At 68.1% G+C, this 23,719-nt stretch carries 31 protein-coding genes and 1 tRNA gene; 12 read left to right on the plus strand and 20 right to left on the minus strand.

The window, feature by feature from the left end; translation table 11 throughout:
* On the minus strand, nucleotides 1-906 hold the full coding sequence (gene galU, locus ACIBK1_RS33570) for a UTP--glucose-1-phosphate uridylyltransferase GalU (RefSeq protein WP_387077989.1): 906 nt from the start codon (nucleotides 904-906) through the stop codon (nucleotides 1-3).
* A 24-nt stretch (nucleotides 907-930) separates the two neighbouring features.
* Here galU and ACIBK1_RS33575 point away from each other — a divergent pair, with 24 nt between their 5' ends.
* The 5 genes from ACIBK1_RS33575 to ACIBK1_RS33595 all read left to right on the plus strand — a co-directional run bounded on the left by ACIBK1_RS33575 (nucleotide 931) and on the right by ACIBK1_RS33595 (nucleotide 5,273).
* Nucleotides 931-1,506 carry a 5-formyltetrahydrofolate cyclo-ligase gene (locus tag ACIBK1_RS33575; RefSeq protein WP_051762485.1) on the plus strand — a complete coding sequence of 192 codons (576 nt, stop codon included), beginning with the start codon at nucleotides 931-933 and terminating at the stop codon, nucleotides 1,504-1,506.
* 99 nt (nucleotides 1,507-1,605) lie between these two features.
* On the plus strand, nucleotides 1,606-3,045 hold the full coding sequence (locus tag ACIBK1_RS33580; RefSeq protein WP_449566893.1) for a potassium/proton antiporter: 1,440 nt from the start codon (nucleotides 1,606-1,608) through the stop codon (nucleotides 3,043-3,045).
* A gap of 152 nt (nucleotides 3,046-3,197) precedes the next feature.
* On the plus strand, nucleotides 3,198-3,545 hold the full coding sequence (locus tag ACIBK1_RS33585; protein ID WP_357321663.1) for an FmdB family zinc ribbon protein: 348 nt from the start codon (nucleotides 3,198-3,200) through the stop codon (nucleotides 3,543-3,545).
* A 62-nt stretch (nucleotides 3,546-3,607) separates the two neighbouring features.
* A complete protein-coding gene (locus tag ACIBK1_RS33590) occupies nucleotides 3,608-4,414 on the plus strand; it encodes an S-methyl-5'-thioadenosine phosphorylase (protein ID WP_396739713.1) in 807 nt (268 codons plus the stop codon).
* Between the two features lie 208 nt (nucleotides 4,415-4,622).
* Nucleotides 4,623-5,273, plus strand: a complete 651-nt coding sequence (locus ACIBK1_RS33595; protein ID WP_396739715.1) for an SAF domain-containing protein — start codon at nucleotides 4,623-4,625, stop codon at nucleotides 5,271-5,273.
* A 50-nt stretch (nucleotides 5,274-5,323) separates the two neighbouring features.
* Here ACIBK1_RS33595 and ACIBK1_RS33600 read toward each other — a convergent pair whose 3' ends face one another.
* Entirely contained in the window at nucleotides 5,324-5,776 is a 453-nt protein-coding gene (locus ACIBK1_RS33600) for a MarR family winged helix-turn-helix transcriptional regulator (protein WP_363407603.1), read from the minus strand.
* Nucleotides 5,777-5,893: 117 nt separating this feature from the next.
* On the opposite strand from ACIBK1_RS33600, the gene ACIBK1_RS33605 reads away from it, so the two are divergent.
* Nucleotides 5,894-6,244, plus strand: a complete 351-nt coding sequence (locus tag ACIBK1_RS33605; RefSeq protein ID WP_036408589.1) for a DUF1801 domain-containing protein — start codon at nucleotides 5,894-5,896, stop codon at nucleotides 6,242-6,244.
* A gap of 34 nt (nucleotides 6,245-6,278) precedes the next feature.
* Here the strand turns inward: ACIBK1_RS33605 and ACIBK1_RS33610 are convergent, their stop codons facing one another.
* The gene (locus ACIBK1_RS33610; protein ID WP_396739718.1) at nucleotides 6,279-7,403 is read right to left on the minus strand and encodes a D-alanyl-D-alanine carboxypeptidase family protein; all 1,125 of its coding nucleotides are present in this window, start codon (nucleotides 7,401-7,403) and stop codon (nucleotides 6,279-6,281) included.
* Nucleotides 7,404-7,532: 129 nt separating this feature from the next.
* A complete protein-coding gene (locus tag ACIBK1_RS33615; protein WP_396739720.1) occupies nucleotides 7,533-8,099 on the minus strand; it encodes a hypothetical protein in 567 nt (188 codons plus the stop codon).
* 160 nt (nucleotides 8,100-8,259) lie between these two features.
* Between ACIBK1_RS33615 and ACIBK1_RS33620 the strand changes: the two genes are divergently transcribed.
* Nucleotides 8,260-8,332 (plus strand) — tRNA-Arg (locus ACIBK1_RS33620).
* Nucleotides 8,333-8,530: 198 nt separating this feature from the next.
* Here the strand turns inward: ACIBK1_RS33620 and ACIBK1_RS33625 are convergent.
* The 9 genes from ACIBK1_RS33625 to ACIBK1_RS33665 form a co-directional block, all read right to left on the minus strand.
* Entirely contained in the window at nucleotides 8,531-9,334 is an 804-nt protein-coding gene (locus tag ACIBK1_RS33625) for a hypothetical protein (protein ID WP_396739722.1), read from the minus strand.
* 135 nt (nucleotides 9,335-9,469) lie between these two features.
* Entirely contained in the window at nucleotides 9,470-10,837 is a 1,368-nt protein-coding gene (locus ACIBK1_RS33630; RefSeq protein ID WP_396739724.1) for a tyrosine-type recombinase/integrase, read from the minus strand.
* A complete protein-coding gene (locus ACIBK1_RS33635; RefSeq protein WP_396739726.1) occupies nucleotides 10,834-11,025 on the minus strand; it encodes a helix-turn-helix transcriptional regulator in 192 nt (63 codons plus the stop codon). Before ACIBK1_RS33635 ends, ACIBK1_RS33630 begins: the two co-directional genes overlap by 4 nt.
* The gene (locus ACIBK1_RS33640) at nucleotides 11,025-12,404 is read right to left on the minus strand and encodes a replication initiator (protein ID WP_396739728.1); all 1,380 of its coding nucleotides are present in this window, start codon (nucleotides 12,402-12,404) and stop codon (nucleotides 11,025-11,027) included. Before ACIBK1_RS33640 ends, ACIBK1_RS33635 begins: the two co-directional genes overlap by 1 nt.
* Nucleotides 12,405-12,499: 95 nt before the next feature.
* A complete protein-coding gene (locus tag ACIBK1_RS33645; protein ID WP_396739730.1) occupies nucleotides 12,500-12,640 on the minus strand; it encodes a hypothetical protein in 141 nt (46 codons plus the stop codon).
* Nucleotides 12,641-12,660: 20 nt separating this feature from the next.
* Nucleotides 12,661-13,023: a hypothetical protein gene (locus tag ACIBK1_RS33650; RefSeq protein WP_396739732.1), complete on the minus strand. Its 363-nt coding sequence runs from the start codon at nucleotides 13,021-13,023 to the stop codon at nucleotides 12,661-12,663.
* Nucleotides 13,024-13,037: 14 nt separating this feature from the next.
* On the minus strand, nucleotides 13,038-13,700 hold the full coding sequence (locus ACIBK1_RS33655) for a DUF2637 domain-containing protein (RefSeq protein WP_396739734.1): 663 nt from the start codon (nucleotides 13,698-13,700) through the stop codon (nucleotides 13,038-13,040).
* Between the two features lie 18 nt (nucleotides 13,701-13,718).
* Nucleotides 13,719-15,071: an FtsK/SpoIIIE domain-containing protein gene (locus ACIBK1_RS33660; RefSeq protein ID WP_396739736.1), complete on the minus strand. Its 1,353-nt coding sequence runs from the start codon at nucleotides 15,069-15,071 to the stop codon at nucleotides 13,719-13,721.
* Entirely contained in the window at nucleotides 15,064-15,405 is a 342-nt protein-coding gene (locus tag ACIBK1_RS33665) for an SCO3933 family regulatory protein (RefSeq protein ID WP_396739738.1), read from the minus strand. Before ACIBK1_RS33665 ends, ACIBK1_RS33660 begins: the two co-directional genes overlap by 8 nt.
* A gap of 125 nt (nucleotides 15,406-15,530) precedes the next feature.
* Here ACIBK1_RS33665 and ACIBK1_RS33670 point away from each other — a divergent pair, with 125 nt between their 5' ends.
* On the plus strand, nucleotides 15,531-15,887 hold the full coding sequence (locus ACIBK1_RS33670; RefSeq protein ID WP_396739740.1) for a GntR family transcriptional regulator: 357 nt from the start codon (nucleotides 15,531-15,533) through the stop codon (nucleotides 15,885-15,887).
* Between the two features lie 177 nt (nucleotides 15,888-16,064).
* Here ACIBK1_RS33670 and ACIBK1_RS33675 read toward each other — a convergent pair whose 3' ends face one another.
* Nucleotides 16,065-16,283 (minus strand): hypothetical protein, encoded by a 219-nt coding sequence (locus ACIBK1_RS33675; protein WP_396739742.1) that lies wholly within the window; start codon nucleotides 16,281-16,283, stop codon nucleotides 16,065-16,067.
* Nucleotides 16,284-16,433: 150 nt separating this feature from the next.
* Between ACIBK1_RS33675 and ACIBK1_RS33680 the strand changes: the two genes are divergently transcribed.
* From ACIBK1_RS33680 to ACIBK1_RS33690, 3 genes are read left to right on the plus strand one after another with little or no spacing between them, the layout of a single operon-like run.
* Nucleotides 16,434-17,174 carry an XRE family transcriptional regulator gene (locus tag ACIBK1_RS33680; RefSeq protein WP_396739744.1) on the plus strand — a complete coding sequence of 247 codons (741 nt, stop codon included), beginning with the start codon at nucleotides 16,434-16,436 and terminating at the stop codon, nucleotides 17,172-17,174.
* A 2-nt stretch (nucleotides 17,175-17,176) separates the two neighbouring features.
* Nucleotides 17,177-17,653 carry an NUDIX hydrolase gene (locus ACIBK1_RS33685; RefSeq protein ID WP_396739746.1) on the plus strand — a complete coding sequence of 159 codons (477 nt, stop codon included), beginning with the start codon at nucleotides 17,177-17,179 and terminating at the stop codon, nucleotides 17,651-17,653.
* A 53-nt stretch (nucleotides 17,654-17,706) separates the two neighbouring features.
* A complete protein-coding gene (locus ACIBK1_RS33690; RefSeq protein WP_396739748.1) occupies nucleotides 17,707-18,174 on the plus strand; it encodes a hypothetical protein in 468 nt (155 codons plus the stop codon).
* Nucleotides 18,175-18,205: 31 nt separating this feature from the next.
* Here ACIBK1_RS33690 and ACIBK1_RS33695 read toward each other — a convergent pair whose 3' ends face one another.
* From ACIBK1_RS33695 to ACIBK1_RS33705, 3 genes are all read right to left on the minus strand, one after another.
* On the minus strand, nucleotides 18,206-18,760 hold the full coding sequence (locus ACIBK1_RS33695) for an HD domain-containing protein (protein ID WP_396739750.1): 555 nt from the start codon (nucleotides 18,758-18,760) through the stop codon (nucleotides 18,206-18,208).
* Between the two features lie 67 nt (nucleotides 18,761-18,827).
* Complete coding sequence (locus ACIBK1_RS33700; RefSeq protein ID WP_396739752.1) at nucleotides 18,828-19,307, minus strand: GntR family transcriptional regulator; 480 nt, start codon at nucleotides 19,305-19,307, stop codon at nucleotides 18,828-18,830.
* On the minus strand, nucleotides 19,291-19,644 hold the full coding sequence (locus tag ACIBK1_RS33705; protein WP_396739754.1) for a hypothetical protein: 354 nt from the start codon (nucleotides 19,642-19,644) through the stop codon (nucleotides 19,291-19,293). The genes ACIBK1_RS33700 and ACIBK1_RS33705 overlap by 17 nt, the downstream gene beginning before the upstream one ends.
* Before the next feature lie 163 nt (nucleotides 19,645-19,807).
* On the opposite strand from ACIBK1_RS33705, the gene ACIBK1_RS33710 reads away from it, so the two are divergent.
* Complete coding sequence (locus ACIBK1_RS33710; protein WP_396739756.1) at nucleotides 19,808-20,533, plus strand: XRE family transcriptional regulator; 726 nt, start codon at nucleotides 19,808-19,810, stop codon at nucleotides 20,531-20,533.
* A gap of 326 nt (nucleotides 20,534-20,859) precedes the next feature.
* Here the strand turns inward: ACIBK1_RS33710 and ACIBK1_RS33715 are convergent, their stop codons facing one another.
* The 3 genes from ACIBK1_RS33715 to ACIBK1_RS33725 all read right to left on the minus strand — a co-directional run bounded on the left by ACIBK1_RS33715 (nucleotide 20,860) and on the right by ACIBK1_RS33725 (nucleotide 23,141).
* Nucleotides 20,860-21,792 (minus strand): hypothetical protein, encoded by a 933-nt coding sequence (locus tag ACIBK1_RS33715; protein WP_396739758.1) that lies wholly within the window; start codon nucleotides 21,790-21,792, stop codon nucleotides 20,860-20,862.
* A complete protein-coding gene (locus tag ACIBK1_RS33720; protein WP_396739760.1) occupies nucleotides 21,789-22,772 on the minus strand; it encodes an EcsC family protein in 984 nt (327 codons plus the stop codon). The genes ACIBK1_RS33715 and ACIBK1_RS33720 overlap by 4 nt, the downstream gene beginning before the upstream one ends.
* Nucleotides 22,773-22,955: 183 nt before the next feature.
* The gene (locus ACIBK1_RS33725; protein WP_396739762.1) at nucleotides 22,956-23,141 is read right to left on the minus strand and encodes a hypothetical protein; all 186 of its coding nucleotides are present in this window, start codon (nucleotides 23,139-23,141) and stop codon (nucleotides 22,956-22,958) included.
* Between the last annotated feature and the right edge of the window lie 578 nt (nucleotides 23,142-23,719).

The raw sequence follows: 23,719 nt of genomic DNA on the forward strand, positions 1-23,719 counted from the left end.
TCACTGTCCGGTCTTGTCCAGGAACTCCCGCAGCCACGGCAGGAACTCGGGGGCGAGGTCGTCCCGGTTCGCGGCGAACTGCACCACGGTCTGCAGATACTCCAGCTTGTTGCCGGTGTCGTAGCGACGGCCGCGGAACAGCACGCCGTGCACCGGACCGCCCTCCTCCGGGCCCGACGCGGCCAGGGTGCGCAGGGCGTCGGTGAGCTGGATCTCGCCGCCGCGCCCGGGCGGGGTGCGTTCCAGCACGCCGAACACGGCGGGGTCGATCACATAACGGCCGATGACGGCCCAGTTCGAGGGCGCCTCGTCGGCCGGGGGCTTCTCCACGAGGTCGGTGACGCGGACGACGTCGTCCTCGTCGGTCGGCTCGATGGCGGCGGCGCCGTACAGGGAGACGTGCTCGCGCGGCACCTCCATCAGCGCGATGACGCTGCCGCCGTAGGTTGCGCGCACCTCGATCATGCGCTTGAGCAGCGCATCGCGGGGATCGATGATGTCGTCGCCGAGCAGGCAGGCGAACGGCTCGTGGCCGACGTGCTGCTTGGCGCACAGGACGGCGTGGCCGAGACCCTTGGGCTCCCCCTGCCGCACGTAGTGCATGGTGGCGAGGTCGACGGGCTCCTTCACCTGGTTGAGGCGTTCCTCGTCGCCCTTGGCGCGAAGAGCGTCCTCCAACTCGTACGCTACGTCGAAGTGGTCCTCGATCGAGCGCTTGTTGCGGCCGGTCACCATGAGGACATCGAGCAGCCCGGCGGAGACGGCCTCCTCCACCACGTACTGGATGGCCGGCTTGTCGACGATGGGCAGCATCTCCTTGGGGGTCGCCTTCGTCGCGGGAAGGAAGCGGGTGCCGAGACCCGCGGCGGGCACGACGGCTTTGGTCACGGGATCGAAGTCAGCCATGAGTAGACACTAACGGAGCAGTCTTTGGACAAGATGAACCTGCGTCGGCGTATCCTGCGCGGCCGGTCGGAGCTCGATCCCGGGACGCTGCGCGAGTCGTCGGCGGCCATCAGGGAGTTACTCCTCGACCAGCCGTGGGTGCAGATGGCCGGGCTGGTGGCCTGCTACTGGTCCACCGGCGCCGAGCCGTCCACGCAGGGACTGATCCTGGCCCTGTGGAAGCACGGCGCCACGGTGATGCTTCCGGTGCAGCGCCCGGACGGCGACCTCGACTGGGCGGTGTACGACGGGCCCGACTCACTGGCGCCCGGCCCGAACGGAATCATGGAGCCGGTGGACGTCCGGCGCGGCGTCGACGCGATCCGCACCGCCGCGCTGGTGATCGCGCCGGCCCTCGCCGTGGACCGGGTGACCGGCGTACGGCTCGGCCGCGGCGGCGGCTTCTACGACCGGGCCCTCGCGCGCGTCGGGCCGAACGTGCCGACGGTGGCGCTCCTGCACGAGGGCGAGCTGATGGAAGGGGTTCCCGCCGAGCCCCACGACCAGCGCGTACGCTTCGCCGCCCTCCCGAGTGGAATCGCCCGTTTGGTACAGATGTGACAAGATTGGTATAGCGGACGGCGAAGGGAGCGGATCGGTCTGAACGTCTGGCTGCTCCTGTCCGCTGTCGTCGTCATCGCGGCCATCGCGTCCGTCCGGATCGCGCACCGCACCGGCCTTCCCACGCTGCTCCTCTATCTCGGCCTCGGGCTGCTGCTCGGCGAGGGCGGCATCATCGGCATCCACTTCGACAACGCCCAGACGGCCCAGCAGCTCGGCATGGTCGCGCTCGCCGTGATCCTGGCCGAAGGCGGTCTCACCACCAACTGGAGCCACGTACGCGACGCCGTGCCGACGGCGCTCGTGCTCGCCACGGCCGGTATCGCGGTCAGCGTCGTCGTGCTCGCGGCAGGTGTCGCCGTCCTGCTCGGCATGGAGTGGCGGATGGCGCTGCTGCTCGGCGCGTTCCTGGCGTCGACCGACGCGGCGGCCGTGTTCTCCGTGCTGAGACGGCTGCCGCTGCCTCCCCGGCTCGCGGGAATCCTGGAGGCCGAGTCGGGCTTCAACGACGCCCCGACCGTCATCCTCGTGATCATGCTGAGCGCCGGCTCGACGCTGCCGCTCTCGCTGCCGCACATCCTTCTGGACACCGCCGTCGAACTGGTCATCGGCGCGGCCGTCGGTCTCGCGGTGGGCCCCGCGGGGGTGTACGCGCTGCGCCGGGTCGCGCTGCCCGCCTCCGGCCTCTACCCGATCGCGGTGCTGGCGCTGGCGTTCGTCACCTACAGCGGGGCGACCCTGCTGCACGGCAGCGGGTTCCTCGCGGTCTACCTGACCACGCTGATCCTGGGCAACGCCAGGCTCCCCCACCGCGCCGCCACGCGCGGCTTCGCGGAGGGCGCCGCCTGGCTCGCCCAGATCGGGCTGTTCGTCATGCTCGGAATGCTGGCGAACCCGAGCGAACTGCCGGGCGTGATTGTCCCCGCCCTCGTGGCGGGCCTGCTGCTGGTCCTGCTCGCCCGACCGGCGTCCGTGCTGGTGTCCGCGGCGATCGCACGGCTCCTGCGTCTCGGTTCGCTGTCGTGGCGCGAGCAGGTGTTCCTGTCGTGGGCCGGGCTGCGCGGGGCGGTGCCCATCGTGCTGGCCGCGATCCCCTGGGCCGCCGGTCTGCCGGGGGCGAAGGGCCTGTTCAACGACGTGTTCATCATCGTCATCGTGTTCACGATCCTCCAGGGGCCCACGCTGCCGTACCTCGCCAGGCTGCTCGGCCTGGCGGCGGAGGGCGAGGCCCGCGACCTCGACGTGGAGGCCGCGCCGCTGGGGGAGCTGAACGCCGATCTGCTGCAGGTCCGCATCCCGTCCGGCTCGCTCATGCACGGTGTGGAGATCTTCGAGCTCCGGCTGCCGGCGAACACCATGGTCACGCTCGTCGTACGGAACGGGCAGTCGTTCGTGCCCACGCAGACGACCCGGCTGCTGGCGGGCGACCAGCTCCTCGTGGTCACCACGGCCGCCCAGCGGGAGACGGTCGAACGCCGCCTGCGCGCCGTCAGCCGCCGCGGCAAGCTGGCCGGCTGGTATGGCGAACGCGGCGGCTGACCGCCGTCGCTGTGTCCTCGGGCGCGGGCGGATCTCGGTGGGATCGAATGGGACGGCGCGGGGCAATAAACCGGGCTGGAGTGGCGTTTGGGCTTGTTGACTGCTTACCATTAGCAATCGACCCGGTCGAGTGCCAGTCTCAGGAGGAGCGAGTGCCTACCTACCAGTACGCCTGTACCGCTTGCGGTGAGCAGCTGGAGGCCGTCCAGAAGTTCTCTGACGACCCGCTCACGGAGTGCCCGGCCTGCCAGGGCAAGCTGCGCAAGGTCTTCTCCGCCGTTGGCATCGTGTTCAAGGGCTCGGGCTTCTACCGGACCGACAGCCGTTCCTCGAGCTCGTCGACGACCACGTCCACCACGACGACGTCCTCCTCGAAGTCGTCCGGCGACTCGGGCAAGAAGGAGCCGGCGACCTCCACGAGCTCGTCGAGCACCTCTTCGTCTTCGTCGAGCACCTCCTCGTCGAGCACGTCCTCGTCCGGCTCGACCGCCGCGGCCTGAGGTTATCCACAGGGGCCGGCGGGACGCGGCGGCTGTACGGCGCCGTTCGCTAGGGTCGGCCCATGGTCAATAGCGCAGACATCGGGGTCATCGGCGGCTCGGGGTTCTACTCCCTGCTGGAGGACGCCGAAGAGATCGACGTGACGACGCCGTACGGCCCGCCGAGCGACTCGATCACCGTGGGCCGCATCGGCGAGCGGAGCGTCGCGTTCGTCCCCCGGCACGGCCGCGGCCACACCTTCCCACCCCACCGCATTCCCTATCGGGCGAACATGTGGGCCCTGCGGTCCCTCGGCGTCCGCCAGGTGCTCGCGCCCAGTGCGGTCGGGTCCCTGCGCCCGGAGATCGGCCCGGGCGCCCTCGTGATCCCCGACCAGCTCGTGGATCGCACGCAGGGCCGTGAGCAGACCTACTACGACGCGGGCGGGGCCGTGCACGTGTCGTTCTCCGACCCCTATTGCCCCTCCGGCCGGGCGGCCGCCGTGGCCACGGCGCGCGAGACGGGCTGGGACACGGTCGACGGCGGCACTCTGGTCGTGGTCCAGGGGCCCCGGTTCTCCACCAGGGCAGAGTCGAAGTGGTTCGCGGGGGCGGGCTGGTCGATCATCGGCATGACCGGGCACCCCGAGGCCGTGCTCGCCCGCGAACTCGCCCTCTGCTACACGACGCTCGCCCTCGTGACCGACCACGACGCCGGTGTGGAGGCCGGTGAGGGGGTCACCCACGAAGAGGTCCTCGCTTTCTTCGCCGCCAACGTGGAGCGGATGCGCACTCTGGTCGCCCAGGTCGTCGAGGTCCTTCCGGAGGAGCGCTCCTGCCCCTGCGGCAACGCGCTCGACGGGATCAAGCTGCCGATCGAGCTTCCCTGACGCCGATGCGTGCCATGCCGCACGGCGGTGTCCGGCCGCGGAACCGGCTGCGGACCCGGGGTCGCGACACCGCCGCCGGAGCGCCACCCAGACAAGCAGCGCGGACGGACAGCGCGGACGGACAGCGCGAGGGGGCGTCGGCGTGGAGCGCCCACGGTGCCACCGGGCTCCGTCGTGAGGCGAGGGGCGAAAGGCGGGCGAGGTGGTCATGCGTGATCTGAAGCGGCTGAGGGCGCGCCGTCGCCGTCCGATCGCCGCCGTCCTCTCCGGTATGGCGGTGGCCTGCGTGCTGCTGGCCGTCCGCACCCCCGACGGGGTGGAGGTCCTCGCCGCCGCCCGCGACCTCCCCGGAGGCCGACTGGCCGCCTCCGACGTCGTGGTCGTACGGCTCCCGCCCGACGCGGTGCCCGCCGGGGCGTACGCGCCGGGCGCCCCGGTCCCGGGCCGCGTGCTCGCCGGTCCGTTGCGCCGAGGCGAACTCCTCACCGACGCGCGACTGCTCGGCCCGGGCCTGTTCCACCAGACCCTGGCCGGGCAGACATCCGGCGGCTCGGCCGGCGGTGGCCCGGCCGCGGCGACGGATGTGGTCCCGGGTCTGGTCGCGACGCCGGTCAGGATGGCCGATCCCGACGCCGCCCGCCTGCTGTCGCCGGGAGACGTGATCGACGTCCTGGCGGCCTTCGAGGACGGGCCTTTCCAGGCCCGGACCGTCGCCCAGGAGGTGCGAGTGATCGCCCGGCCACCAGGTCGTACGGACGGCGGCGCGCTGCTCGTGCTGGCCACGACCCCCGGGCAGGCGGCCCAGTTGGCCCAGGCACAGGCGCAGGGCAGGCTGTCGATGACCATCCACCCGCGTTGATGGGCCTTTGTCCGGGCGGCGAAGGGGGCTGATCAGGCCATGAGCGCCTGTCAGGCCGTGGTCGCGCCGGCCTGCCGCCAGGCCCGCTGGTCCCGCGTGACCTGCTGGAGCATCTCCCTGAACCCGGCGTAGCGCCCGGCGCCGAGGGTTCGTTCGTGCCGCTCCTCGATGGCGGCGAGGATCGCGCGCGCCTTGGTGATCTCGTCGATGCCGCGCTCGGTGGGGACGATGAGCTTGGCCCGGCGGTCAGCGGGATCGGGTTCGCGGGTGACGTAGCCGAGCCTGACGAGCTCGTCGAGGATCGTGCCGACGATCTGCTTGTGCTGGCCCGACCGGGCCGCGAGGTCCGTCGCGCGCACGCCCTTCGGATCAAGGAACGCCAGCACGGTCCCGTGCCGCGGGCTCACGTCGGGATGCCCCTGCTCGGCGAGGGTCTCGAACAGCTCCTCCTGAAGAGCACGCATCAACTGGCCGGCCAGCATGCCGAGGTCAGGAACCCGCACGGTCCACCGTCTTCCAAATTTAGTCACGATCATTGACCGTCATGGATCTTTATCATATCGTGGCGCCCTGAACGCGCACAGCCGCCCCAGAGGAACAGACAGCGAGGGATCACGACCATGGCCAGCAGCGAGATCGACACCTACGTCGAGACGAAGCTCGACCCGAAGTACCGCGAGATCGTCGCGGCCCTGCGCACCCTGGTGGCCGAGGAGGCCCCCGAGGCCGTCGAGTGCCTCACGTACGGCTCGCCCGCCTGGCGCGGCAAAAAGATCCTCGCCGTCATCAGCCAGAGCAAGACCCATCTCACCTTCGCCTTCGAGCGGGGCGCGGAGATGTCCGACCCCCACGGCCTCCTGGACGGCGTGGGCAAGAAGACCCGCCACGTCAAGATCAAGACGTTGGACGGGATGAACGAGGACGCGCTGCGCGACTACATCGGCCAGGCCGTCCGCCTCGACGCGAACTGACGCGACCGGTTCCCCCGCTCGGGGGAACCGGTCGTCAGACCTGCGCGCCGAGCTTGGGGTCGTACTCCCAGTGCCAGGGCTCGAAGGGGCTGTGATACGACCAGTCGGGGTGTATCCAGCCATAGCGCTTGCTGTTGGCCTCCAGCCAGTTGAACTGCACGGAGCGGAAGTTCTGCACTCCGCCGCACAGGTCGACCGCGAGCCCCAGACCGTGGTTGCTCTTACCCGGAGTGGCCGCGAAACCGGGCCGCCGATAATAGATGGACTGCTGCTCGCTCAGATTGCGATAGCTGTCGGAGATGCACATCGAGCTGCCGAAGCGCTTCTTGTAGGCGATGTTGAGATCGGCGAAGGCGATCGCCGCGTCCGCCCGCAGCTCCTCTCCGGCCTGCGGCAGGGGGCACAGGATGGTCTGGGGCAGCAGGCCGTTCGGGTACTGCTCCGCCTGACCGATCCTGGTCGGGTCGCAGCCGCCCGCCCCCTTGCTGCCGATCTTCACACCGAGCTTGATCAGCGCCTTGGTCAGCGACCGCACCAGCGTGCTGGAGCGTTTGCGCAGCGCAGCGACCTGCGCACTCAGCTGCGCCTCCTGCAGGAGGTTGGCCGCCCGGAGCTCCTGCGCCTCCTGCGCGAGCTGCTGCTGCCGCTCCAGCAGCTTCACCGCGTCGCCGAGCACGTTGTTCCGCCCGGCGACGATGTGGTCGAGGTCGGCGATCCTCCGGAGCGTCTCCGTGCCGTTTCCCGCCCTGAAGAACGGGCTGAGTCCGTCGAACGAGGGATCCTGGTACATGGACGAGGCGAGGTCGGACAGCGGCTTGCGCAGTTTGTTGAGCTCAGCGGTGGCCTGCTGGAGACTCTGCAACTTGGTCGCCAGCGCCTTCTCGACGGCGCCGAACTTCTTCTGCCGCGCCACCAGTTGCCTGTTCGCGTCCTCGATGGACTTGTACGCCTTCTGAGCCTCCCGCCGCAGCTCGGTCAGCGTGGTGGGCTCCTTGTCGAGCGCACCGGCCGGCGCGCTTGCTCCGGCGGTCTCCGTACGAGCCTTCGCGGTCGTGGTGTCGGCCAAGGCGGCCGTGGCCGTGCCGTACGGGGCGGAGACGGCCAGCGAAGTCATCGCCGTGACGACCGCGATCAGCCTGGCTGATCGAGGAGATGACACGATCGATTCCCCCGTTTGCGAACTCTTGACCTGGGTCAGGGACGCACGTTACTACAGCGCGCCGCGTGCCCGAGCCTCGGTTCGCATAAGTACTATCGACCGGACACGTCGCATTTGCGCGTTTCCAGCTCATCGCCCGCCTTCGGATTGGCCCTCACGCTCCCGGCAGAGCTCCCACAGCCACGTGTCCTGCCACTCCGGCGCGCACGCGAACGTCGTCTCCTCACGAGGCTCCGGTTTCTCTACCGGCCGGCTCGCCTTCGGCGTGTCCCCGTGGACGACCTGACGGACGGGTTGAGCGATCGGAAGGATCCGTACGCGCCCCTCGTAGAGACGCGCGGGACCGGACGGCGCGGGAACCGGGGTCGGGTTCAGCAGGGGTTTGCGCACCGTCCCCGCCATCGGGACCACGTCGATCCTCGGGGCCTCCTGGCCGTCCACCGGATTCCGCGGCATGGCGATCCGCGTGGCGGGTGTTCCGGCGGGAGCCGCGGTTTCGCCGCCCTTCTCATCTGCCGTCCCGGCCGCTGCCGCACGTACGGCCGCATCGCCCGAGGAGTGGGACCGCGCCCGCTCCCCGTAGCCGGCGAAGTCGGCCATGAGCATGCCCGAGGCAAGGATCGCCGGCGCGAGCAGCGCCGCGACGAGCACCACCGATCGCAGCCCGCGCGCGGATCCACGTCGCGTTACGGTCACGGCCAGCGACGGTAACCGCCCTCCCCTGGCCGGCGTACGACCACTTGCCATCGCTTTACCGCAGGTCAGCCTGCCGATGACCGGCAGACTCCGAAACGACACCCCGCGGAAGGCGCGAGCGGGCCCAACCTTTCGCTAGGCTTACTGATGCACATCATGCGCCTCCGTAGCTCAGGGGATAGAGCACCGCTCTCCTAAAGCGGGTGCCGCAGGTTCGAATCCTGCCGGGGGCACTCTTTGATCAGGCCAAACAGCCCCTCACCTGGGGCATCTCGAAGCCGTCTAGCGATCTTAGGCAGCCATAGGTCACTGTGGGCAGTCGCGCGCCGCTGGTCGCGGGATATTCGCGGGATGGCTTCTGAGTGGGCCGCCAGAGGCATGTTGCCCGCACGTCGGCCCCGGATGACGAGGCATATCTCGGCTGGATCTGTTCAGTGCTGGTAGAGCGTCAGGCCAGTGCGGTCGGGCGTCGGCACGTAGCGGACATCGCGTGGGCCGTCGAACACATCGCGGGGAAGCGGCACGGCCGACTCGCTCACGGTTTCTACGATCGTCAGCCACACATCGGAGCCGGTCGGGGCCTCGTGTTCGACCGCGCGCATCGCTTCCAGCCAGCCCGCGACGTCGTCGCCGTACTGCGCACGGTTCTCGTCCATCCAGACGCCGTACCAGGCGACGGCACGATCCTGGTGGTGGAGCCAGGCCACCGCGCTGACGTAAGGGTGATCCATCGTAAGCTTGCCGTTGCGACCGAGGGTCATTGTCCACTCAGCGATCTCACCCGTATCCGGGTCCAACGTGCCGTGCAATTCATGGTCACCGTACATAGCCGCCATAAGTGACATGTCGTCAGAGGGGACCGGGCAGTTCATCGGGTTGGCCATAACGACCATGAGCGGATGCCCGAGGCTCTGGGCGGCCTTCAGTTGAGCGGCGGCCTGCTTGATCTGTGAACGAAGCGGCTTCAGGGCATCCTTCATAGAGCGGCTTTTCGGCCCAGCGACTCTGTTGCCGTCCTCTGAGCGCCGGAACTCGGCGTCCGCGAAGAGGCCGGGCGTGTTGAAGGATTTGACCTCGCACACCACCTCGAAGCCATGGGCGGAGACGAGCCGATCGGGGTTCTTGATCCGTCCAAGCAGCCCGACATCCGGTTCGACCTGCCACGTGTAGCCACGCTCGACGAGGTATTGGTCAAACCAGTCCTCAGCCATGGTGCTCAGGTTGTTACTCGTCATGATCTGATTGTGCATCTTCGGACGTGACGCGGCTCACGTCGAAGCTGACCACCCGTCCGATCTCCACATTCACAACCCTCAGCGAAAAAAGATCGGCCCCGGGTAACCCGAGGCCGATCTGAGGGTCGACCTACATCAGTCGCCCAGAGCGCTCGTGATCTTGTTGTTTGCCTGAAGCGTCTGCCCCTCCACACACTTGGCGTAGACGCGTTGCAGGACCTCTACGCTGTGCCCCGCCCGTTGTGCAACTTCGGTTGCCGGAACGCCCGCGCTCAGCCAGAGCGAGACCGCCGCGTGCCGTAGGTCGTACGGTCGAGCGGCCAGAGGAGACGCCGCCTGTTCCGGCGGGAATGCGATCGCTCTCGCCTCCTGCCAGATGCGGGAGATAGCCGAGGCGGTGTAGGGGCGGCCCTTGGCGGTGCGGAACAGCCGGCCATCGTCGGCAACGCCGTACCGCTTGATGTGCTCTCGCAGGATCGCCACCAGGACCGGCGGAATCGGGATCGGCCGCGTGTCACGCTCGGGGCGGTGCTTCAGGCCGCGCTCGTCGTGTGCCTCCCCCGAGTCGGTGTAGCGCTTGTTCGCCTGTGGCCGCGCCTTCTCCAGGGTCAGCATGCCCCAGCCCTCATCGGGCAACTGGCAGTTGTCCCGCCGGAGGCCCGCGGCTTCCTCAGGGCGCAGCGCGGCGTAGTACATGCAGGCGTACAGGGCCATCATGCGCGGCCCCCGCGAGCGGCCAACGTAGGTCACCGCGGCGAGCAGCGCCCCCGCCTGACGAGGGTTGACCACTGTCCGAGGGTCGACGGCTTCCGTCGACTTGGGCGGAGTCCACTTGATCTCGCGCAGCGGGTTGGAGGGCAAGACCTTCTCTTCCACGGCGAGCTCCAGGAGGTGATTGAGGACCTCTCGCTTACGCAGGACGGTGTTCGCCGCCGCCTTCTTACCGCTGAACGTCACGGAGATCGCGTCCAGACCGCGCCGCAGGACGCTTGCCTCTTGCAGGTCGGCCAACGGAAGCGAAGCGGTCTCCAGCCACCGCAGGACCGCCGCCCGATGCCCCGGCAACTCCCCTCGCCGGTCCTCAGGAAGCAGGGCGTGATCCCGAAGGACGGTCCGCAGTTCCGCGTCGTCGGGCTTGCCAGGCAGGTCCTTGGCGAAGGCGGGGACCAGGGCTATCAGCGCGTAAGTGTCGGTTTCCCGAGTTCGCGCCGCCGATGCCTTCCACCGTCGCCTCATGTACTCCTGGGCGAAGGTGAGGACGGTGGGGCCGGCTTTCGGGTCAGGTGCGAGCATCGACACCGGCAGGCCCGTTGCGATGTCGAACGCCTCACCGTTCTTGGCCGCCTGCCGGAGATCAGACAGGAAGCTCTCGGCGAGAGCCTTGGTGCGCCGGGTTTTGGATCTCTGCCGTCCGCCTACTGTCCAGCGGATCTCATACGAGGCGGTCTTACTCGACTTGTTCCGGCGGATCTCCCAGAACTTCACGTCATAGCTGGTGTTCACGCAGCCTCCCGCAGGGACTCCAGCCACGCCGTGAGGTCGCTCCTGTAGACGTAGAGATCTCCGTTGGGCAGCTTCACGCAGACAGGGGCGCGGCCCATTTCGCGCCAGCGGTAGAAGGTGCGGCGGGAGACGCCGCCCAGTTCGTCGAGAACCTGCCGCAGCGGCATCAACTCATCGCGCCCACCCATCAGGCCCCTCCCCCGCCCGAGGGGAGCCCGGACGCGCTGGCGAATGCGGCGACGAGGGCGTCACCCGGGGAGTAGCCCTTTCCGGCGTACTCCCATTCGCTGACGACGAGGACGGTGTCCTCGTCGAGGAGGGGAAGGCGGCCGGCGGTGATGTCCTCGTCGCGGGCGTGGTTTTGACGGTCGGCGCGGATGTCGCCGAGGGTGGTGGAGTAACGGCGGGATCGGGTGGAGAAGTGGCCGCGGAAGCCGAGCATGTGCGCCCACTGGGTCAGCCGGAGGTCGGCCAGCTCCTCGAAGGCGCCGAGGCGAAGGCATTCGGCGATAAGCCGCCGGGCATGGTCCCGAACGGGCAGAGCGGCCAGGTCCTCGCCGGGGACGATGCGCCGGTCCATGGTGCCGACGCATTCGGTGGCCTTGGTGGCGTACTTGGCGATGTAGCCAGCGACGGCCTGGTCGGTCAGCTCGCCGTCCATCGTGATCGGGCGGACGTCGAGCTGCGTACCCCAGCGCAGGACACGCGCGGGCTCGTTGTCGAATGCAGAGATCTTGGCGATGACCACGGAGGCGGCGTGCTGTACGGCTTGGCCGAGGAGATCGAGCGTAGCCCAGGCCGGGGGTGGGGAGATGGGTCCGGCCGGGCCGTCGAGGCGGATGACGGCGTGCAGGTGGACGACGCCGCGCCGCTGATATTCGGCGACCTTGGCGAAGGACACGACGAGCTGGTCCCGCATGTCGCGCAGGGTCAGGCCGCCGAGCTTGGCCAGGTGCCGCCGCAGGGCGTCGGCGAAGCGCTTCCACAGCAGCGGCGCGACCGCGTTGAACAGCACCGAGCCCGTGTAGTCGTAGCAGTCGGGACACAGCGGCTCGCCGAGGCAGTCATCCTCTGCGCCGTGTCGAGCGGTGCAGGACAGAACGCGCCCGTGCGGACAGGTCGCGGCGTCGCGGCGGGGGTGGCAGGGCAGGATGCTCCCGTTGTGCTGCCGGCGTGTGTGGACCGGGCCGAACGACGGCGCGGTGAGCGTAACGAACAGGCACGGGTGCCCGGTCACCGACGCGGGGACGCCTTTGCCGCCGACGAGGCCGGCGCGGATGAGGTGGTAGGTGTCAGCCCGGTAGGTCTCGGCGCAGGCCGGGCAGCGGGACGCGCGGCGGGTTTTGCACGGGACACGCAGGACGCCGTCGGGTTCTAGGCGGGTGCTGTAGCGGTGCAGCAGGGTCCCGGTGGCCCTGTCCCAGTGTTCGACCTTGCCACGCAGGTGGATCGGCTGTCGGCAGCCGCCCGTACGGCGGATCTGAGAGGCGAAGCGGGAGCAGTCAGGGTTGTTGAGCCGGGCGATGGCACCGCGGATGGCGTGCGCGTTGGCGGATGTTACGGGCAAGATGGAGACCTCCTTTCGCTCGATGGGTGGAGGGATGGCCCCCGACCTGGCAGGCGTCTTGGCGGATGTACAGCCAGGCCGGGGGCGCTGACGGATCAGCAGAAGCCGAGCCCGTCACAGTGGCGGCAGGTCTCGCCGTAAGAGTCCAGGCCGCCTCCGCCGCAGTGGCAGCACTGCCACCGCCGGGGCGTGATCGGCGTGGACTCGGTGGGCGGGGCCTGCTCGGTGTCGGGCATGGGTGTCACCTCCTTTCGTGTCAGGCGGCCTGCGCCGTGTTCTGGTCAGGGATGGGGTCGGGCTGGATGCAGCCCTCGTAGCTGCGGTCGGCCTCGTACTGGGCGCGCCGGGCGGCGAGGATGGCCACGGCCCGGTACTCCACAGGGCCGAAGCAGATCGAGGCGGCGTAGTGGCCGTATTCGCGCTCGTGCGGATCAATCGACGTGCCGAGCAGTTCGGCGATGTGATCGACCTCGGCGCACATCTCGGCATCCGTGGCGCGGTGCGGGAAGTGCAGCACGTTGACCGAGCGTGGGACGGGGACGGCCGGGTTGGCCTCCCGGAAGTCGGCCAGGGCGCGGAGTCCGGCGATGAGCGCGGAACGGTGGTCGTCGTTGGTCATGTGGTGATCTCCTCTCATGCGATGGATTCGGATGCGGTGCGTAGGGTGCGCAGCAGGTCGGAGGCGAGCTGGTTGGACACGCCCAGGCGGGCGCGCAGCAGGTCGCGGGTGATCGGCTTGCCGTGCTTGACCTGGTGTTCGTCAGCCACGCGGCGGGCGTAGGCCACCAGCGCCGGGGACGGTCCTGCCTCGCCGTCCTGCCCGTCCTGTACGGCGGGGACGAGCGCCGGGGCCGGGGACGGCGAGGACGGGACGGTCTCGACGGTCAGGACGGGCGCGGACGGTTCGGGACGAGGGGTGGCGGAGCGGCGTTCGAGCATCGAGACGGCGATGAGGAACGCACCCGCGGGCGTGGCGGCGGTCAGCCAGCCCCATACGGTCGGTTCGGCCTGGTGCAGGTTGGCGGCCAGGGACAACACGATTCCACCGGCCAGAACCAGCGTCGGCCAGGACACGAGGCCGGTCCGTTGGCGGCCGGTCTTCTTGTCCCGCTGCCGTTCCCGGGCGGCCATGACACAGGTGAGGTCGACGCAGACGGCCACGGCCCACGACATCCAGCCGGTCTGTCCGTGGTCGGTGGCGGTGTCGCGGATGTGGGTGAACGATCCGGCACCCGCGATGGCGGCCAGGACGAGAACCGGCCCGGTGTCGAGCAGCCATGAGGCGAGGCGTCGCATCGTTACCCCCTTTCGTGATCAGGCGGACAACAACTCGGAGAGCGCGGCCTCATCGAGGCCGGTGACGCGGCCGGGCTGAGCGATCTCGGCCCACGTGGGAGTGAGCCGGGACCAGTGCCGGGCGGTGTGTTCTGCGGTCTGCTCGGAGACGTAGAAGGAGCGGGCGCGGTACCACTGACCGTCCTGATGGGCGACGATCGCGACGCCGGGGGTCTCGGCGGGTATGGCGCGGGCGGACACCAGCGCGGCGGCATCGAGGTCGCCGAGCGTCATGGTCGCGGTTTCCGGGTCGTTGACCCGGTGGCAGATCCGCCCCGAGCACTGGGCGCGAAGCGCGGTGACGCCGGGGCCGAGGTCGGAGCCGATCCGCTGGCCGGACAGGAACAGGTAGATGCCGAACGCCCGCCCGAGTTGTGCGATGCGCAGCAGCGCAGTTGAGGTATGGGCGATCTCGTCTTTCTCGGACTTGTCGGCCATCAGATACAGCTCGGCCAGCTCATCGACCAGCACCACCACCGGAATCGGCCGCACGCCGGGCGGGAGTTGCCAGATGTTGCGGGCGCCGGCCGTACGGCACAGCCCCATCCGGTCAACCATCACGGCCATCAGGTCATCCAGCAGGCCTACGCTCTCGGCCCGCGTGGTCGCCAGGGCCGACAGCCGGGGCGCGTACGGGGTGAACTCGACACCGCCTTTGAGGTCGATGCCGACCAGGGCGACCGGTTGCGGGGCCAGCCCCACGAGCAGGGCGTTGGCGAGGTTGGACTTACCGGATTGGGTGGCTCCCGCGTTGATCCAGTGCGGGACGGTCCGGAAGTCGATTGTCCACAGCCCGCCGGTTTCCAGCCGCCCGACATGGACGATGAGGAGGTCACCCGAGGCTGGGAAGTGGTCGAGCCGGACGAGCGGGTCCCGCACCGTGGCGGCCAAGACGACCCGACCGGGCCGCGGTGAGGAGACGCGTACGGCGTGGACGCCCCAGGAGTGGGCGAGCCGTTCGGCAGCCTGGGCGTAGTCGGCGGGGATCTGCCCTTCGAGGGTGTGGACGGTGACGCGCCAGCCGTGCCGGGTCGGCAGTGGCAGCCACATGAACGGTTTGGTGTCGACCGCGACCCGCTGGAAACGCCGCCGTACCTTCACGAGCCCGGTGGAGGCGATCGCGCCGGGGACGGTGGTGAACCACCAGCGTTGCCGCTTCTTGGTCAGCCCGCAGCCGAGGGCGACCTTGCGCCAAGTCGCCCGGACAGCGAGGGCGACGAGAGGGAAGCCGACGATCAGCCAGAAGGAGCGGAAGTGGTAGCGGTGCCAGGCCCACAGGCCGGCCGCCGTAGCGGCCAGGCCCGCGAGCAGTGTCAGCAGGGCGTCACGCATGGGCGGTCACGCCCGCCGGGATGATGGAGCTGGCCCGGTAGCTGATGCCCCAGCGGGCCTCGCCGCCCCGGGACATCTCCCAGACGTAGCCGACCAGGCCGACCGGGGTGACGTCCTGCCCGGCAGTGATCTGTGGTTCGCCGGAGGTGCCGACCTTGACGAGTTCGATCCGGCCGAACTCGTCTTCCACCGACAGGACGATCTCGTAGACGGTGTTGCCGTTCTTGTCGGTCTTGATCTCGCCGGTGTCCTGGTTGAGGACGCGCGGACGGGGCGCGCGGACACAGACGAACTGCAGCTTGGTCACGTCGACCGGGATCGGAATCGTGCGCATGTGTTGGACCTCCTTAGCTCGATGCCAACATAGTTAACTAGGTTGGCCCGGTTGTCAATGTTCTCTCGGTTGGCTTGGTCGTGTTCCTGTGCTGAGATGAGACTTGGGTCCAGGACAGGAGAGGGATGGTCAAGAAGACGGGACGGCCCGGTTACCTCCAGATCGCCGACGATCTGCGCGAGCAGATCCGCGGCGGATCTCTGCCGCCCGGCTCCCCGTTGCCGTCGACCACCCAGCTCGCCGCCCGGTACGACGCCTCACTCAGCGTCGTCAAACTCGCGGTCGGGATCTTGCGAACCGAGGGCCTGGTGATCGGCCAGCAGGGCAAGGGCGTGTTCGTCCGGGAAGACGTCCCGGACACCGCCCCGGGGCCGGCGGGCGACTTGGCAAGCGAGGTCATCGCGCTACGCACCGCCGTACAGGACCTGTCAGAACGCCTGGCACGGGTCGAAGCAACCTTGTCTCAGCGATCCGAGAGTTAGGACCCCCGTTCCGAACCTTTAAGCCGGTGACGTGTCGAGCGAGCCGCGCGGACGCGTCCCCGGAGGCGACCCCGCCACGCATGGCCTTGTCCTCCCGCCGGATGCCGACCAGGACCGCCACATAGCCGACGGTCACAACCGCGGTCAGGGCCAGGGCGATGATCAGAGGCAGCGCGCTCACGACCAGATCACCCCCAGGGTGGCGGCACCGAGCGGGCCACGCGGGGGACGACGGATGATGGCGCGACGCCGGGCGGCCCTGCGGCGGGCGAGCTGACGGCGTGCCCACCTGTCACGAGCGATGCACTTGGAGCAGCGGGTCTGTCCCTCCTCCAGCAGCGCCCCGCACTCGCAGCCGGGCGCCTCCTCCGGAGGGGTGATCGTGGTGTCTGTCATCGGTGTTTCTCCTTTCGTCGCAGGTGGTGGTGCGTTGTGACACCGAGAGTGCGGCGAAAGGGCAGGACGAGATCACTACACGACGGGACATGTTCAAGACGTCCCGTCTACGATTGCCACGTCCCTGGACGTCCTGACGCGGCAGGTGAGATGGCCAACGAGCGACTACGCGCGGCCCTTCTGGAACGCGGGGTGAGCATCGCCGAACTGGCGACCGCGATCGAGGTGGACCCCAAGACCGTCGAACGCTGGATCACCAAAGGCCGCGCACCGTACCGGAAGCACAGATACGCCGTCGCCACCCATCTGGGGATGGACGAGGGTTACCTGTGGCCCGAGGCGTTGACGCGCGAGCAGGTGGCCTCGGCGTCCGAGAGTGAGATCGTCACCGTCTACCCGCACCGCTGGGCCGTCCCCCGCGACGCCTGGGGACGTCTGTTCGCCCAGGCCCAGGACGAGATCGGCATCCTGGTCTACAGCGGCCTGTTCCTCGCCGACGACGCCGGCATCGTGCGCATGCTGGGCGAGAAGGCCGCCGCCGGAGTGAGGGTGCGCATCCTGCTCGGCGACCCCGGCAGTCCCGAAGTCGCTCAGCGCGGCGCGGACGAGGGCATCGACGACGGCATGGCCGCCAAGATCCGCAACGTCCTCGTCCTCTACCGGCCCATCCGCGGCCTGGACGGGGTGGAGATCCGGCTCCATCGCACGGTGCTGTACAACTCCATCTACCGCGGCGACGACCAGCTTCTCGTCAACACACATGTGTATGGAGTGCCCGCCGGCAACGCCCCGGTCCTGCATCTGCGGAAGGTGTTAGGTGGAGACATGGTCACCACGTATGTCGAGAGTTTCGAACGGGTGTGGGAGCAGGCCACGTCGGTAGGGTCGTGATCGTGGCCCGCCGCATCGACTACTACGACGACCCTGACGCTCCCAAGCCGAACAGCCTGGTCCCGTCCGTCAACGTCGTCGTCACCAACGACGCAGGGGACATTCTGATGATCCGTCGCAGCGACAACGGCAACTGGGCCGTCCCCGGCGGCGCGATCGACCTCGGGGAGTCTCTCCCACAGGCCGCCGTACGCGAGACCCTCGAAGAGACCGGCGTGCTGTGCGAGATCACCGGCCTCGTCGGCACCTACACCGACCCCCGCCACGTGATCCTCTACACCTCGAACGGCGAGGCCCGGCAGGAGTTCTCCATCGTCCTCACCGCCAGCGCCGTCAGCGGCGAGCCGACCCCGAGCAGCGAGTCCCGCGAAGTCCGTTGGGTACCCCGCGACCAGGTCGAGGCGCTGCCGATGGACCGCTCAATGGCCCTGCGGATCGGCCACTACCTCACCGGCGCCGTTCTGCCGTACATCGGCTGAAAGGCCCTGACGCGCGGCCTGGAATTGTCAGATTAGGCCGATACAGTCCGCCCATGAGCTACGACTTGTACTTCGTCGAGCGAGAGCCGGGCCAATCTTGGGATGACGCTCTCAAGGCGCGCGAAGAGGCTCTGGAGGCGCGCGAGGAGGCGCGCGAAGACGACCTCCCCTTAGACGTCGATGCATGGGACAGGATTGTGTCCCGGGTCCGTGGCGTCCTTGGAGAGGTTGACGTCTTTGAGAACCCGCCCGTCTGGGAGATCAGCCACGAAGCAACCGGCATTCAGTTGGGCTACTGCGAGGGACAGTGGGACATGACCGCCCCCTACTGGACCCACGGGGAAGACGCTGCCCACGTCGTTCGCACGATGCGCGCTCTGGCTCCGATCATCGAGCAGGAAACCGGGCTCGAATGCTACGACCCGCAGCTCGAACAGCCGCTCGCGGACATCGAGCCCGCGGACACGGCACGCGCAGTCGCTATGTTCAATCGCGTGGCCGAGACGCTTGGCAGGGCTTAGCACCTCAGCACGCTGAATGCAGTCGGGCGGTTCAGGCCCGTTGTACAGCCAACGCGCTCTCGACCGCCCGCACCGCGGCCAGAATGCACGGCGTAGACGTCGTGATGGAGCGGCTCACCAAATGCTCGGGGCCATAGCGGGAATGGATCTCCGCCAGTCGCTCGGTGACGTCGAGGTGCCGGCCGTCCGGGCCCGTGGTCATGTCGCAGTACGTCAGCGCCTCCACCAGCTCCGGCCGTTCCTGAGCGAACTCTGCATTGAGCACGTCGAGCAGACCGCGCTCAGCGGCCTCGTTGACGGCGCAGGAGTGATGGGCGACTAGACGGCACAGGCGCTCGTCGGCGCCCGCCACATCACGCAGGTAGCGGGCGCCGTCGAGGGGGTGAAACCCGGTGTCGACCAGCTCAGGAGAGTAGCCGATGTCATGGAGGTAGGCGGCAGCGGTCAGCATGTCGGCCTCGTCGCCGAGGATCGGGGCCAGCGTCGCTGCCTGCGCCGCTACACCCTGGGTGTGTGCCCAGCGCCGGGGCAGCGGCTCGGCTAGGAGTCGTTCGGCCAAATCACGCGCCCACGCAGCTTGTCCCACGAGACAGACGATAGGCGCACCCGCCTCTGTGCGACCTAGGGCACCAATCCAGACGTCCTAGGACGTCCTACTCGTTGGAGCGGACGAACCGGCCCTTGCCCTGCCGGGACACGATCAAGCCTTCGCGCTCCAGCTCCGCGAATGCCTGCCGTACCGTGTTGCGCGACGCCTCGTACAGCCAGCGAAGTTCCGCTTCGCTAGGCAGCAGGTCTCCGGGGCTGAGGTCGCCCCGCTCGATTCGCCGCCGCAGCTCGCGGGCGATGAGCTGGTAACGGTAGGAGGCATCGACCGGGGCGTCAGCGCCTTGCACGAGCCGCCCCTTCGAGGGGACCGTCACGATCAACACCTCTGCCTCCAAGGTGCGCAACGCGCGTCGCACCGTGTTGCGGGCAACGCGGAACTCCGCTGTCAAAGCGGTCTCCGAGGGCAGCGCCCGCCCGGCCGGATAGACACCCGTCGTGATCCGCTCGCGTAGGCGCTCAGCCAGCTTGCCGGAGATTCGCTGCCCGGTCAGCCACGCCTTGCGCCGTTCAGGAGCGGTGCGCATCGAGAATCTTCGTCAGGTCGATACCGAGCTCTCCCTGTTCGCCCTCGCGCCAGCCCTCGCGCGCCGCCTTCTCGATCCGGTCGGCCGCCGGCAGCAGGCGCAGGCACGAGACCCGCTCGTCGTGCTGGTCGCCCCAGTAGAACCACAAGAACGCCAGGTGGACGTAGACCCGGCGGGGCTGTAGCTGGCTGTCGGTCACGTCCAGGGCTGGCCGGTTCTTTTCATCCACGATCAGGACCGCCGTGATCCCGCGCTGTGCCAGCTCATCCCGCAGCTCCGTCAAGAGCTGTTCCTGATACTCGCGCTGCCGCTTCTGGATCGGCCGCAGTTGTTCCATGCCTGACACGCTCCTTTCGGCTTGGGGTGGGCGCGTTCATCGCGCCCATGCCGAACGAGCTTCCGCCGAGGTGGGGGAACCTCTACACCGCGACTAAGGGACGTCTAGGGACGTCTCGTGTTAACGTCGCAGGCAGAGCCGCCGCCCCAGGAGGTACACCCCCGTGAGCGACACCCTGCGCCATGCCCTCGCACGAGCCAGACTCGGAACCGTCGACGTCGCCGCCGCCCTCGAGGTGGACCCCAAGACGGTCGACCGCTGGCTAAAGGGCCGCGTCCCCTACCCGCGCCACCGCTGGGCACTGGCCGACATGCTGCAACTCGACGAGAGTGACCTGTGGCCCGACGTCGCCCAACCGCGGCGAACCATTTCCCACGAAGTGAAAGCCGTCTATCCCCACCGCTGGGCCGTACCGCAGAACATTTGGCGGCGGCTCTTCCAGGGCGCAAGTCGCGAGATCGACATCCTGACCTACAGCAGCCTGTTCCTTGCCGAGGACACCGGCATGATCCGCCTGCTCGCCAGCAGAGCCGTGGTAGGCGTGAAGATCCGCATCCTTCTCGGCGACCCGGACAGTCCAGAGGTGGCCGCCAGAGGGGCCGAAGAAGGCATCGGAGCCGACGTCATGGCCGCCCGAGTACGCAACGCCCTCATGCTGTACCGGCCGCTCCGGAAGGTCGAGGGGGTGGACATCCGCCTCCACCGCACGACCCTCTACAACTCCATCTACCGAGCCGACGACGAACTACTCGTGAACGTCCACGCCTACGGTGTCCCGGCAGCTCAAGCCCCCGTGCTGTACATGACAGCCACCAAGGACGAAGACAGCACAGCCATCTACCGTACGAGTCTCGAACGCGTGTGGGCCACAGCCGAACCGCTCCACTGACGACCCGTCCTGCTGTGTCGGACCTCGGTTGATGCTTGACGCTTCGGCCTCGCCTGAAGCTTTACATGATCACGACGTGGCTACCGACTCAAACTCTGCGCGGACTGGCCATCCTGCCGCCTGGCGGCACTTCCGCTCATGTCGATGAGCGGATATCAGATAGCGTCGATGGTCGAGAGTAGCGGGATCATCATGGGCACATGGTGGCGACCACATGCGATCCGCAGTCGATGCTTTGTCGACTACCGCGAGCGGGTGTGTTCTCGCCCTCGCCGCGGCGGGAGTGGACTCCCCTCAAAGTAGGAGTCCCTGCTGAGGACGACGATCTACCGGAGGCAGGGCATCATTGCCCGGAGGTCGATCACTTCGATGTTCGCGGCCGCGGTGAACTCGGATACTGTCATGGTCTCGGTCAGTCCCGGCGCGTCTCGGATTCGAAGTGGGCCCTTCGAGAGCGTCTTGACCGCGTTGCGCTTGCTTGTCGTGAGGAAGGCGACCGGCAGCGCGCCAACGACGAAGACCTGGCGCCGCCGATCGGTCTCGTCGAGAGACAGCCCGACGACGTCGGCGAATAGTGCGCGCTGGCGCGCGCCGTCTTGGCCTTTCCACGACGAGAGCTTGAACTCGGCGACTCGATGGGTGGTCTCCAAGTCGAATACGCGTCCGGGGTCGTTGCCTGCACCGAGCGATGGCCGCTTCGTGACCACCTCGTCATCCTCGAGAACCATCGGCAGCACCTGAGTGATGACGCCTGCATGGATCAGTGTGTCGAGCATTCCCACCCGCTCACGCACAACGAGCGCAGCGTCAACCAGGTCCTCGTCGAATCCGGTGGTCTGGCCGAGATCAGCGGCGGCCGCTTTGCTGATCCCATTCAGCTTCGCCTCCAGCGCTGCGAGCGTCGGCGTCAGGACGTTCGATGCGAGGAAGAGGTCCAGTCGGCGAAAGGCTTCGAGTGCATCCTCGTCAGTGTGTGGTGTCGTTGGGCTTGGGACAACTGGCTTCGCGCTCTGCGGGATCTCGCCTGGAATCGAGCTTGTTGCGAATCCTAGGCGCTGAAAGACGCGCAGCGCGAAGTGGCTGATGAAGGGCTCGTCGATCAGTCCAGTGGCGATCCGAAAGGCCTGTTTCGGTGGCCAACGCCGACCGTCGATCTCGACCCAATGGGTACGAATCGAATCAGGCAGGCTTGGCAGGACCCGAGCCCGCACGGTGGCGGCATCGAGTTCGACGATTCGGCCGTTGAGAATGAAGTTCATTCGCCATCGCCCTGGTGTCGGAGGTGCTCGGGAAGAGGTAGTCCGTACTTCTCGGCCAGATAGAGGGTCTGGGCGTAGAGACGAGCCTGATGCACTACGTCGCCAAGGACGTATGCGTTGGTGCCTGCTCCTGCGAACACAGCAACCACCGGCATGGCTTTGGTGACCTTGTCGACTGGAACCGCGCGTCCGTTCGCGAACTGTTTCATGAGCTTCTCGACCGCTGCCATCAGCTTGTGGTCGTCTCGCAACTTCTGGCTCCATCGCACCCGGTCCTTGGCGGCGTTGAACGCTGCGCCAGCCTTCCGAGCGGTCTCAGCCTTCGGTGCCTGGTTGCGGCAGGCGCGCATGACCATACGATCGACAAGGTGTCTCATCTCGTCGTCGGTCACATCAAAGCCGTAGGCGTAACAGACGCGCGTCGCGACGGCCGTGCTCAGCATATGCATCGCCACCATGTCGAGCGTGATGGCTGCGAGGCCGCCCGCAAACGGGACCATCGCGAGCACACCCATTGCTCCACCTTGAAGCGCCCCGCTTGTGCGCCATTTCAGGGCCATCGTTCGGGTGAAGTCGTCGAGATGTTTGAGGTCGAGCTCCTTTAGATCCTCCAGCTTCGCAACGTCGCGTCCCGCTGCCCGGTGATGCTCCAACACCTTCTCGGGGTCGACGAGCTCAGTCGTCCAGTCGGTCACGAGTTCGAGCAGGTGAACCGCTCCCTGGACGACAGGGATCAGTGCCGCATCGGTCAGCCTCTCTATGCCGTCCTTGGCGACCGGGGGCGTTACATTCGACATAGCCTTGCCGGCCTTCCGGGCGGCATCCTTGACCTGGGCACCAGCTTCACCGAGCGCGGCTCGGGCCTTCGGGGGGAGCAGTTGGCGGCGCTTGGCCTTCTTCGCCCAGTGTTGCTGCAGATCCGCCCAACGCCGCTCCTCATATGGGGACATCGCGCGAACTTCCTCGGGGCTTTCACTCACACTTGCAAAGGCTAGGCGAGAGAACCGACATCAATCGATGGTTCGGGGATCACCGCTAGACGGCCGCATTGTCAAGCATCAACCGAAGCAGGACCCGACCCGTCCTGCTTGTCTAGTTCCATGAGATGGCTGCGTTTCTGTCCCAGGACATGGGCGGCAGGTGATCTAGGAAACATGATCGACCTAGCGGGGTCGGTGAGGTTTGTGGTTCCGGATCGGGATGTCGGTGGTCCGTCGCACCATGCGCGGCCCCTCGTCCAGGTCGATCGTGAAGGTGGTGTCGCTGACGTGCACGGTGACGACCTCGCCGGCATGCTGGCGGCCCAGGGAGACGGTCTGGCGGCACACCATGATCACTGCCGGAAGCAACTTTTCTTCTCGCTATCAAGGGCGAGCCGCCTATCGGCGGCTCGCCTCGCGCGCCGGTCGGCCAGCCGACCGGGCGTGCGGCTCTCCGGCCGGTCCCGGCCGGCGCCGACCGGGCGCTCCCGGGAGGCCGAGACGAGGGCAGCAGACGAGCGAAGAGGACCGGAGCCAGGACGACGACCAGGACAGCGCGGACCAACTTGCCGAGGCGCACGGAGGGAGGAGCCGCAAGGGGCTCCGCCCCCTGCACCCCGGCCCTCCTCAGAGATGAGCCGGAAAGGGTGCGGGTGAGGGGCGGTCATCTCCTCGACGGCCGCCCCGAAGGGATGCCAGACCGGCCGCCCAAGGTCAAGCCGTCGAGTGCGGGTAGGCCAACCAGCGGGCGCCGAAGGTCACCGGGAGACATGTACACGCGAACGACGGCCTGACCCCAGGCGTCCGTCCCGGCATGGCTACGCCTGCCCGACGAGGAGATGACCGCACAGCGTGCTCGCTGGCGTGGTGCCGGTTTGGTGCAGCGCGGCGAGATCGAACGACGCCGACCGTTCTGACCCGGAGGCCTGGCGCAAATCGTTGGACGT

The organism is Microbispora rosea, assembly GCF_044460045.1.
In the GTDB taxonomy this organism is placed as follows: Bacteria; Actinomycetota; Actinomycetes; order Streptosporangiales; family Streptosporangiaceae; genus Microbispora; species Microbispora rosea.